9 protein-coding genes are annotated in these 11,013 nt (G+C 30.6%); 4 read left to right on the top strand and 5 right to left on the bottom strand.

Translation table 11 applies throughout. From position 1 onward, the window contains the following. Positions 1-116 precede the first annotated feature (116 nt). The 4 genes from ACXAHM_RS09690 (at position 117) to ACXAHM_RS09675 (ending at position 5,104) form a co-directional block, all read left to right on the top strand. Positions 117-284 carry a hypothetical protein gene (locus tag ACXAHM_RS09690; protein ID WP_474960232.1) on the top strand — a complete coding sequence of 56 codons (168 nt, stop codon included), beginning with the start codon at positions 117-119 and terminating at the stop codon, positions 282-284. Between the two features lie 53 nt (positions 285-337). Beyond that, entirely contained in the window at positions 338-1,237 is a 900-nt protein-coding gene (locus tag ACXAHM_RS09685; RefSeq protein ID WP_474960231.1) for a GLPGLI family protein, read from the top strand. A gap of 129 nt (positions 1,238-1,366) precedes the next feature. Continuing rightward, a complete protein-coding gene (locus ACXAHM_RS09680) occupies positions 1,367-3,973 on the top strand; it encodes a peptidase associated domain and porin domain-containing protein (protein ID WP_474960230.1) in 2,607 nt (868 codons plus the stop codon). Positions 3,974-4,066: 93 nt separating this feature from the next. Then, positions 4,067-5,104: a hypothetical protein gene (locus ACXAHM_RS09675; protein ID WP_474960229.1), complete on the top strand. Its 1,038-nt coding sequence runs from the start codon at positions 4,067-4,069 to the stop codon at positions 5,102-5,104. 86 nt (positions 5,105-5,190) lie between these two features. Here ACXAHM_RS09675 and ACXAHM_RS09670 read toward each other — a convergent pair whose 3' ends face one another. The 5 genes from ACXAHM_RS09670 to ACXAHM_RS09650 form a co-directional block, all read right to left on the bottom strand. Then, a complete protein-coding gene (locus tag ACXAHM_RS09670; RefSeq protein ID WP_474960228.1) occupies positions 5,191-6,150 on the bottom strand; it encodes a HipA domain-containing protein in 960 nt (319 codons plus the stop codon). Positions 6,151-6,155: 5 nt separating this feature from the next. Next, positions 6,156-6,470 carry a HipA N-terminal domain-containing protein gene (locus ACXAHM_RS09665; protein WP_474960227.1) on the bottom strand — a complete coding sequence of 105 codons (315 nt, stop codon included), beginning with the start codon at positions 6,468-6,470 and terminating at the stop codon, positions 6,156-6,158. Further along, entirely contained in the window at positions 6,457-6,669 is a 213-nt protein-coding gene (locus ACXAHM_RS09660) for a helix-turn-helix transcriptional regulator (protein WP_474960226.1), read from the bottom strand. The genes ACXAHM_RS09665 and ACXAHM_RS09660 overlap by 14 nt, the downstream gene beginning before the upstream one ends. A gap of 689 nt (positions 6,670-7,358) precedes the next feature. Further along, positions 7,359-8,789 (bottom strand): GH39 family glycosyl hydrolase, encoded by a 1,431-nt coding sequence (locus ACXAHM_RS09655; protein WP_474960225.1) that lies wholly within the window; start codon positions 8,787-8,789, stop codon positions 7,359-7,361. Between the two features lie 393 nt (positions 8,790-9,182). Then, positions 9,183-10,697 carry an alpha-L-fucosidase gene (locus ACXAHM_RS09650; protein ID WP_474960224.1) on the bottom strand — a complete coding sequence of 505 codons (1,515 nt, stop codon included), beginning with the start codon at positions 10,695-10,697 and terminating at the stop codon, positions 9,183-9,185. Positions 10,698-11,013 lie beyond the last annotated feature (316 nt).

The raw sequence follows: 11,013 nt of genomic DNA, 5'->3' as shown, positions 1-11,013 counted from the left end.
TGTGTGAGAATATGTTTTTTTTATGCAACTCAAAGTTAATTGAGATACTTAAACTTTTCTCACACTTTTTTAAACGTTTAGGACGCTATTGGTACTTAATATTTAATTTTTTAAAAATGAAAAAGCTAACTTTAAAGCAAATGAAGAATGTAAATGGTGGAAAACTAGGAAGCATTGATATAAGTTGTGATAAACTAATGTCAGAATTATATTATTCTAACAGAACTCAATATTATGCCATTTTAGATATGGCATATAATGATGGTATTCATTTTACTTGCTAATAAAAAATCCTGCTCAAATGTTTTTTGAGCAGGTATTTAACTTATTTACAACTATGAATAGAATATTTATTTTTCTTTTTTTATCATTATTTATTAATGATATTTTCGGACAAACTTATCCAATGGGTACTTCAGAAATGAAATTTGCATATACTCATGAAGTAAAACCTTGGAAAAATGATACAACAACTGTAAAAGAAAAATTTGTTTTACTAACAAATAAAAAAGCTTCTAATTATTTTACCGAAAATAGATTACATAAGAAATTGATCCTTCAAAAAGACGATGTAACAACACAAATTTCTTCGTGGAGAGATATATCAGAAAAAATTAATGAACTAGGTGACCCAATAATTAATGATATTAGAATAAGTAAAAATTATACTGGAAATAAAATAAAAGTAGTTCATGGTTATGATTTTTGTGTTAATATTGAATTTATTGAAACGGTAAATCAATTTTCATGGAAAATAACAAATGAATCAAAAATAATTCTGGGTTATTCATGTTTTAAGGCTGAGGCCACATATGGTTACTATAAGATTATAGCTTGGTTTACACCTGAAATTCCAATAAGCGATGGACCATATGTATTTGGTGGATTGCCAGGGTTAATAGTTACTTTATATGATGAGTGTAAAATTCATGAATTCCAACTAACTAGTGTTGAAAAGTATGATAAGTACAATATGTCTTTGCTTGATTTTGGAGGTATTAACAAAAGTCATTATAATCTCAAAAATATTGAAAAACAAATATTAAGAAAAAGAAAACTTTTAGAAGCTGGATATGATTTACAGATAATCGGTAGAAATGAAGCAATGAAGCGACCACTAAAGGAATTACCATTAATGAAAAATACTTCAGAAGAAAACATTAAACACCTTAAACTTAAATATTCACTATATGATAATTTACTTTTAAAGTTTTATGATCTAAATCAAGATTTATAAATATTGTATACATATAGACGGAAACCGAAAAGCTCAAAAAGAGTAGGTACCTTCTTATTAATTTTTTAAAACAATAAATTTTAGTAAAACTAGTACAAGTTTTAGATAAAAATGCATTGCCTTTCAACAATGAAATACTTACTAACATTACTCTTTTTATCTAGCTCTACCATCATATTTTCTCAAACCATTCAGGGAACATTAAAGAATGATAAGAGTGAACCAATTAGTGGTGCATCGGTAATTGCATACAAAATAAATCAACAAGTAATTCTTGGTTTTAGTGTAACTGACAAAGAAGGTGTTTTTAAAATTACATTAAAAGAAAAACAAGATAGTGTCCGTGTTGTCGGTAGATCTTTAGGTTATTCATCTATTGAAAAAAGAATTAAGGTGAGTACTTCTCATTTGGATTTAGTGCTTACGCCCTCTGATAAATTGCTAAAAGAATTAGAAGTAAAATCTAAACCTATTACCGAAGAAGGCGATACACTTAATTATACTGTTGATACATTTGCAAAAGAAGGAGATGAATCGATTGAAGATGTCCTGAAAAGAATGCCAGGAATTGAAGTAAGCGAAGATGGGAAAATTTCATATCAAGGAAGAGCAATCAATAAGTTTTATGTAGAAGGGAAAGATTTAATGGGAGGGCAATATGCAGTTACTTCAAAAAACCTTCCTAAGAATGCTGTAGCATCCGTGGAAGTTTTGAAAGATCATCAACCCATAAAAATGTTGAAAGATGTCGTAAACTCTATAGATCCTGCTATAAATATTGTACTTAAACAAGGTGTTACAGTAACGGGTAATGCAGAAGTAGGAGGAGGAATGCCTAACATTTGGTATGCTAAAGCAACGCCAATGGTTTTCAATAAAAAACATCAAACCGTTAACGTTTTATCTTCTACAAACAGTGGTCAAGATGAATTGGATGTTTTTAATAGTGTCAGTTTGTTTGATTATTTGGAGTTTGGATTGATAGAAAGTAGTCCTATGTTTTTATTAGGAAACAACCCATTGGAGAGCTCATTATTTAAGAAATCTGAATACAATGATCATCAAACTCATACCGTAACTACTAATTATCTAACGGGGTTTGGAAAAGGAGATTTGAAAGTCAATATCGATGCATATCATGATACTCGATTTCAAGATTTGTCTTCCAATACATTCTATTTTGTACCTGGTGATACCATTGGAATACATAATCTTAACAGTTCAACTTTTACAAAAAAATATCTAAATACTAAACTGACATATGAACATAATTCAAGTGAAAATTATTTTAAAAATGTTTTTCATTTCAAAGTTTTAGATAGTCATGAAAATGCAGATTTTATTCAAAATGAGGAATATATTCCACAGACTTCATCAAGGAAGTTTTATAGTTTTGGAGACAAGTTTAGTAAAGTCATGAAGGTAGGTAATACCTATTATAAGATGAACGTATATGCAGAATATACTAATTCACCTGAACAACTTCAGTTTACTGGAGGTCCTTTGATGGATCTTTCATTACTGAATACAAACCCTACAATTCAACAGGAAACTCATCAAGATCATTTTAAATCTTATGTAGGAACGAGTATTATTAAAAAGTGGAAAAAGCTAACGTTGAATACAAAGTTAAGTTTGAATTATGAATGGAGAACATTGAAATCTTCTCTGCCATCTATTCAAGAAGGAGATGCTACTATTTATGAAAATGATTTGAATTACATCACTTTTATTCCCAAAATCAATCCTGCATTAAGTTATAAATACAAGAAATTAACCTTGTCTTTCAACCCCAATATCTCTTTTCAGTCTAGAAGATTATCAAATCATATCTTGAATGAAGAAAGTCAGGTTAATAAAATCGTCTTTGAACCCTCTTCATATATTCGATATAATCTAAATGGTATTAAGCTTGAAGGAAATTATAGTTACAACAATAATTTTACTGAACTTCCTCAAATGTACAGTGGCATTATTGTCAATAATTTTAATGGGGCCAATCAAAAACATTTACCTATTCTTCAAACAAAAAGCCATTCATTTAGAGGAAATTTAGGATATGAATTAACAGCAGCATCGCTCAACTTTTATGGTAGCTATGAATATAATATCACCAATAAAGATTGGATAAGTGCTTATGAAATTAGTGATGAGGGTGTCGCATTGATGCAAACACAGTCATTTGAAAATAATCAGGGAGTAAATCAAAAAATTAAAGGAAATTTTGATTGGTTTCTTTTAGCATTAAAATCTACGATCAAAGGAAAATTAGAGGTAGGACAAAACGAAGAGAATGTCATTCTAAATGAAGAAGTAAACCGCAATATTAATCAGTATTTGAATTGGGAAGCAATGCTTGATTTTCCAATAATAAAGGGATTAATAATTTCTACATATTACAATGAATATATCTCGGAAAATATCTATCAAGAACTCAATAAAGTAGATTGGTCACAAAGAATAGTTGGAGCTGAACTTCAATTTTCGAGAAAGAAACATTTGTTTAAATGGAATAATAAATGGATTGACCACACTTTTGTTGATGATGAATTCCTTTACATGGATTTGTCTTATCAATATAAATTTAATAAGAAAACAAGATTAATCTTTACAGCTCAAAATATACTAGATCATCAATCTTATACACAAACGACAGTAAATGCTTTTCAAAGTTCACAATACTATTTTTACCTAAGACCGAGGCAGTTTATGGTACAAGTAAAGTTTAGTTTGTAATCATCAAAAGTAGATACTCAAATTTTATCTAATACCTTAATTTCAAATGTTATAATCAATTTATTATATTTACTCTACTAAGTAGAGTAAAATATGAAAACAAATATCACTGATTTACCACAAATAGAAACCGAAATCCATCAACTTCTAACTAAGGAAAAGCGTTCCTGGAAGAAGATAGGGGAGTTGATGCTGATTGTAAAAAATAACGAGTTGTATAAAGTTGAATTCAAGAACTTCACCAAGTGGGTAGATCATGTGAGTTATTCTACCAATGTTGCAACAAGCTATATATGGCGTATCTTCAAAGCTTCTCGTACCTTCCTTGGATTGATTGATTCCAATAGACCTGAAGACTTGCATCAGGCGACTTCTACTCCTTACCAACTAGAAACCTTTTCTAAGATTGAGAAACATGCTCCTCAAGATATCGTTGCTGATCAGATGCAAAAGATCCTTTCGGGAGATGTCAACAACAAAGAGCTTCGAGAAACTTGGAATGCAGTAAAACCTAATCAATTATTCAATATTGAAAGTCAATTGAATGAAGCTAATAATGTAATGCTCGTGGATACGCAACTCAATTCTCTTACTGCGGATGAAGTTTTTGAAGCAGTAAGTTTGAAAACAGATTGGGTCCAACAACTTTGTATTCAACATTATCCATTTATCGCTAAGATGTATACTCCTCCAGAGACAAAAGCTTTTAAAGAGGTAACTGTGAGAATCGATACGGAAGAAGTAACTCGCTTCGGAAAACCCAAATCTCAACGCCGTAGGTTCGATGCAATCATGACGATCAAGCCACATTATGCTGCTTATGGTGATGAGCTGATGACAGCAGGTATTGAAATCAAGGTTTCTAAGCATGATTTAGTCAATGATGCCAAGTTTACGGAATATATCGGCTGGACTGACTTCTTCTTTTTTGCTGTTCCTTCTAAGTTGGTGGAAGTGGCTTTGGAAAAGGCTGAAGGCTCTGAGCAATCTGATCTGTTAGGGGTGATTGATGTAGAGAAAGGGGAGATGATGAAAGTGCCTACTCGTCAGGGAGTGGGAATTAGGGAGAAGATGGAAGTTTTTAGGGAGATTGTTTTTAATCAAATTGGTGTGAGTTCACTGCAATTTTGATGGTATTTTGTAGTGAACTTACAACAAAATACAAACCTCCAGATACCTGATAAGTTTTATAGAATATACAAATTTAACGCTTCTATTTATAATTCAATTTGATTAGCTTTCAGCTGAATCATAGAAATATACTCTTCTTTCATTTTTTGCGGAAGAAAACTCTCATTGATGAACTTATACCATTTCGGTAATAGCCTTTTATATTTCTTAAAAATATTTTCTATTACTTTCGAATCTATTTTAGCTGTTGTCATGGCAGTTTCAAAATCCTTTCGATTTATTTTTCTCTTTTTACCATTTAGATTTAGAGCCAACTCTTCATCGTCTCCCTCTACAACAAGTTCTGATGCAACTAAATCATAAGCTGGACATAGATCATAATTCTGATCTTTTTTTAATAAAGAAAAGTTTTTTAAGTGCATATCATTATTTCCTGTCAAAAAGCAGAACAGTACCAATTCATAATAATCGATGACGTTTAATCCTGGATTGGCGGTATGTTTTTTAATCACTTTTACAATTTGCTCGTGTGATCCTTTGTACTTATACTCAGTAAGTCGCTCAGTTAACTGACACATGTCTTCCATATGTAATTTCTTACCATTCTCACGATCAATTCTTTTTGTGATATATGCTAACTGTCCAGATTGAAATTTAATTAAGGAATGTTGTACCGTCTTTATTTTACTGATTTGAGCAAGGTGCATTGTCACGTCTTCAATTTCAGGCAAATTGGAATATAATTCTGTTTGTGGCTTGAGAATATATTCCCCCCATAAACCGACAATAGTAAATCTTTCTGGCTTGTTTGTTTCTTTACTTAAACCGAGAGATAGTTTAGGTTGAACTCCTGTTATTGTCTTCTGACTTTTTACAACCTGTTCTGCTAATTTTATTATTTGGTCTTCACTGAAATCTAATAATGGTGGAATAGATTTACCAAAAAACTTTTTACTACACTTTGAATGATACCCTCTTTTTCCTGCAGTAGTTTTGAGTTCCTCAATACTTAATTTTTTATAACAGTATAAGCACTTCTTTTCCATAATTTTTAAATTTCTTCTATTGCTACTGCACCAATACAATCATTGCATGTTTTAAGTAAAATTTCCATTCTGTCTCTAGCATCTAACTTCCAATTTTTTTGAGCAATATCTAATAACCATCCTTCAGGAATCAAACCATCGAAAAATGGAAACATAACTTTACTTTCGAACTCCTTTTCTTCTAGAGGAAGTGTTAAGCTGATAGGTTCAGCATCAGTTTGCTCCAGATAAGCTTGATTATACTCAAAGTGAAATCCATTTTCATCTTCTGTAAGTACTCCTGCTACCCTGTTGTGCATATATACTTTAGCTCTCTTCATATCTTCTAATTTGTACTGGACCTAATTCATGCCCAAATAATGTAAGAACCTGATTGACTTTATCCATTCTTAAGCTTTTTTTTCCTTGCTCTAAGTCTCTGATAAACCTTAACCCTACACCTGCCTTAAATGAAAGATCTTCTTGGGTCAAACCAAGTAAATTTCTTTTTTCTTTGACGAATTGACTTAAATTATTCATAGTAATATACCTTTTCGGGTATAAAAGTACTAAATTTTAATATGTTTATACCTTTTCGGGTATAAAACATTTCTCTATTAACTATTTTATACCCGAAAAGGTATAAATATTTTTATATTCATTCCAATTATACCCGATTGGGTATATACAGTTGAAATATAATATGTATTAATTATTCATTCCTAATGAATAATATTTTGTGATAGTCCACGGCAGTAATTTAAAAGATTCGGTAAGACTAGATTGTAAGTGAGGAAAATATTGTAACTGCAATTGGAATTCATAATAAGCTAGTAGGGGTTACTTTTAAATCTCTCTATTTAACATAAGATTAATTATAATATATAAATATCCCCACATCACTCGATGCAAAGTATTTACAAAATTAATAGGTTATCAATTACACCCACATTCAAGATAATCCATAAACCCGCCATAGCTAATTATATTATCATGTGAGATTTTCTTGATCATTGAAAATGATCGTTGTAAAATACAATTGTAATAAAACAAAATTATTATATGATTTACGATACAATGAATACAAGACAGTTTATGTTACGTATTTTCATAGCATTTTGAACATAATCAACGTTTGTAAGAACTTTAATTAATTCAATTTTGAAATAATTTAATGTTTAAATTAAAAACATATTCATTTTAGAATGAAAACAGCTTTTTTAACCACATCAAAGGCTTATGGCGGGTTTATGGATTATCTTGAATGTGGGTGTTTTTGGTTCATCAGCACCTTCAAAAGCAACTTCTTTAAAATTTTGTGGTCTACCCATCTCATTTTTGGTAAGTAAAATTTCTTTTCCGTTAAGGAATACCTTTGGGTAAAGGTCTGCTGAAGTTGGCCTTGAAACACCTAATTTTAAGGAAGCATAAGCTAGGTTTTCTTTATTTTCATTGAGTTCAAAAGTATATTCTTTTTGATTTTGCTTTACCTTTTGGATAATATCAGGGTGGTATAAAGACTTTTGAGTAACTATTGAATTAATTGGATACCCATCATTTAACTTTAATGTAATGATGGCAGTTTCATCTTCATGTAAGATGACTTTACTAAGGTCTTTTAACTTTTCTTCAATTATAAGAGGTTTTTGATCTTTACTATATAGCCTTCTTATAGAAAATGACTTTATTGCATTTGAAGGTAAGCTATTGATTAAGTTTAAATTATAGTCTCTTTTTTCAAGATTATCTAAACAAATAAAAATGATGTCATCATTTCTTAATGTAATAGTTTGAATATCCACATTATTACTATTTGAATAAATATATTCTCCTTCAATACCTTTCCAAAATTCATAAAATTTCATTAGGTGCGTCAATTGGTATCCCTCTTTTGTTTTATGAAATAATACAAATGGATAAGGATAAGGGAATTTATACCACTCCGCAGTTCCACATATGAAAGGAACCGTTTTCTCTATGTTATCAGACCTTTTAATAAATTGAAAGAGTTTTGAATTTACACCATGTAAAATATACCAATCTCTATTTTCAAAATATTCCTCTCTTAGTTTACTTCCTTTTTTAAATCCAGTACCATATTCAGAAATAACTAATGGCTTTACATTCCCGAAAGTGTTGATAGATTTTGCTTCAATAAGATCTAATATAGCTTCAACATTAGCCCCTGCTCTAAAGCTAGCTTTGTCATCATAAAAGGTAGAATAAAGATGTACAGATAGAAAATCCATTTCTTTTCCTGCAACTTCAATAAACTTCCCCATTCTTTCATTCCATATTTGAAAGTCATTTAATTCATAAGCAGGCCATGCATGTCCATGTCCTCCTACTCTTACATTTGGATAATTTTTATGAATAGCTTCAGCAGTATGTTTGTACATATTAATTATTGAGTCTGCATTTGTATGCATATCTCTATCATGAACAAATGGTTCATTAAGTAACTCCAAATACCCTTTTCTATAGCTCTTTTCTTTTAATCTTTTTGTATAATACATCGCTACAGCATCATAACTATTCCAGTCCTGTTTCTTTCCTTCAATTTTAAATTGTCCTAAAGGAAAATAAGAACCTGGATGAGAGGTAACAATCATTTCATTATCATATTTGTATTCTCGTCCATTTTTGGCTAACCTTTTCATTTCTTTATTGAGGTCTTTTAATTGAATTGTACCTGGTTCATGAATGGATGTATTACTTAATTTGTTGGAAGGTCCTCCTATTCCAAAACGTCTTCCATCGCAACTCTAAGAGTGTCGTATAAATAATTTTTAAATTCAGAAGGGATATGCTCATAATTAGAATGAACAGTGATAAACTTTTGTCTATCAAAAGTACTAACATCATCATAAGAGAACTGAACAGTCGGATCTAACGATATAGTTACATGTTCAATATCAATTTGTCCTAATGAAAAGAATGAATTAATAAATAGAACAAATAATAGTAATATTTTTTTTCATTGTAATAATTGTTATACGAAAAAAGCTGTTATTCATAGAGTAACAGCTTTTTCGGAATATATTAAAATTAATTTATTTAAATGCGATTTGATTTTTGTCTTCAAATTCGATTTCGTATACAAATGCATGTTCACAAGGTTTTTCACTTGGAAGAAGAATTTCTAAATATTCTTCATTTTGTATATAATCTAATTCACCCTCTGCACCTAGTAATTTAATTTTCTTAATACCTGAATTAATATATTCAGAACTTGTTTTTAATGCAGGGATCTTAACTTTACCGTTAAAAGACCACGCCATAGAGATGGCATATAATTTTCCATCGTTAGTAGTAAATCTAAAATCATCAGCTGTAAGGTCTTTATTTTTACCTTCAGTATGATGGCCTGTTGCTACTTTTGTTGGACCATCTCCATATATTTTCCAAGGTCTAGAACCATAAATTGCCTTACCATTAATTGCTAACCAATCTCCAATTTCTAATAAAATAGCTTTTTGATCTTCAGGAATTGTTCCGTCAGCTTTTGGTCCAACATTAAGTAGTAAACAGCCGTTCTTACTTACAATATCAACCAAGTCATCAATTAATGTATTCGCATTTTTTGATTCCCAATTAGTAACATAACCCCAAGAGTTTTTACCAATAGAAGTATCTGTTTGCCAAACTTTATCTTTAATGTCCGACATTTTACCTCTCTCAATATCTAAGACATGCGTACCTTCTGGGAAAGTCACCATCTTGAAATTTTTTGTTTGTAGCACAACATCTTTTTTCCACTCTATACCTTTATTATAATAATATGCTGCTAATTTAGGGTGATAAGGCATAAACTCTTCACGATCAATGTAAAAATCAAACCATAAGATATCTGGTTGATAAGAATCTATGATATCTTGAGTTCTTTCCCACCAATGTGCTAAAAATTCTTGATCTGCAGGAGCATAATGCTCATGAGGTTTACTGTATAGATCACTATACTCAGGGTCCATTGTATCAAACCCTTTTTTATAGGTGTAGTAGTTCCAGTTAAATGCATAATGAGAAGAAGCACCAATTTTTAAATCTCTGCTTCTTGCCTCTTTAGTAAGTTCTCCTAAAATATCTTTTTTAGGACCCATGTTTACAGAATTCCAGCGTGTATGTTTTGATTTGTACATAGCAAATCCGTCATGATGTTCAGCAACTGGTACAATATATTTAGCTCCTGATCTCTCAAATAAATCTACCCATTCTTTAGCATTAAATTTTTCAGCTTTAAACATAGGGATGAAATCTTTATAACCAAACTTATCTAAGCTACCAAAATTCTTTTCATGATATTGATTCATATTAGTTGGCCCAACTTTTTTGGCAACTCCTTTGGGGTCCCATTCTACACTATCCATATACATCATCCTTGGATACCATTCAGAACCATATGCAGGAACCGCGTAAGCTCCCCAGTGGACAAATATTCCTAGTTTAGCATCCTGAAACCATTCAGGCACTTCATATTGTTGAAGTGATTCCCAATTGGGCTCAAATACCTCTTTATCGGAAGCTACATTCTCTTTTTGAATGGAACATGCTCCGAGAAAGGCTGCCATAATCAAAATAACTACATTTCTCATACTATCTTATTTATAATTAAGTAATCTTTTATCAAGCATTAATAAACTCTATGATTTATTACAGATGACCTAAAGTTGTTTGTATTAGAGTCAAGTTTGCTTTTATCATTTACCCAAATTTAAAGTTGATTATGTTGAAGTGTTGGAAATTATCTTTTTGAATAGAGGGGTTGTAATTACTATTACACTATTATTCCACCTTTTTTGAACTCAAATAGGGTGATATGAAAAAAATACCCCTCTTAATTTATCAAGATTAGTAAAAACTTCCTTAATTCTTTAACAAGACCTT

It is taken from the genome of Flammeovirga sp. AWQ4_249 (genome assembly GCF_056161045.1).
The sequence above is the reverse complement of the archived record's forward strand: the minus strand, read 5'-3'. Positions and strand labels throughout refer to the sequence as shown.

Bases quoted from the DNA above. Each gene is read 5' to 3' on its own strand.
- ACXAHM_RS09690 (WP_474960232.1), top strand. From the start codon at position 117: ATGAAAAAGCTAACTTTAAAGCAAATGAAGAATGTAAATGGTGGAAAA.
- ACXAHM_RS09685 (WP_474960231.1), top strand. From the start codon at position 338: ATGAATAGAATATTTATTTTTCTTTTTTTATCATTATTTATTAATGAT.
- ACXAHM_RS09680 (WP_474960230.1), top strand. From the start codon at position 1,367: ATGAAATACTTACTAACATTACTCTTTTTATCTAGCTCTACCATCATA.
- ACXAHM_RS09675 (WP_474960229.1), top strand. From the start codon at position 4,067: ATGAAAACAAATATCACTGATTTACCACAAATAGAAACCGAAATCCAT.
- ACXAHM_RS09670 (WP_474960228.1), bottom strand. From the start codon at position 6,150: ATGGAAAAGAAGTGCTTATACTGTTATAAAAAATTAAGTATTGAGGAA.
- ACXAHM_RS09665 (WP_474960227.1), bottom strand. From the start codon at position 6,470: ATGAAGAGAGCTAAAGTATATATGCACAACAGGGTAGCAGGAGTACTT.
- ACXAHM_RS09660 (WP_474960226.1), bottom strand. From the start codon at position 6,669: ATGAATAATTTAAGTCAATTCGTCAAAGAAAAAAGAAATTTACTTGGT.
- ACXAHM_RS09655 (WP_474960225.1), bottom strand. From the start codon at position 8,789: ATGAAAAGGTTAGCCAAAAATGGACGAGAATACAAATATGATAATGAA.
- ACXAHM_RS09650 (WP_474960224.1), bottom strand. From the start codon at position 10,697: ATGGCAGCCTTTCTCGGAGCATGTTCCATTCAAAAAGAGAATGTAGCT.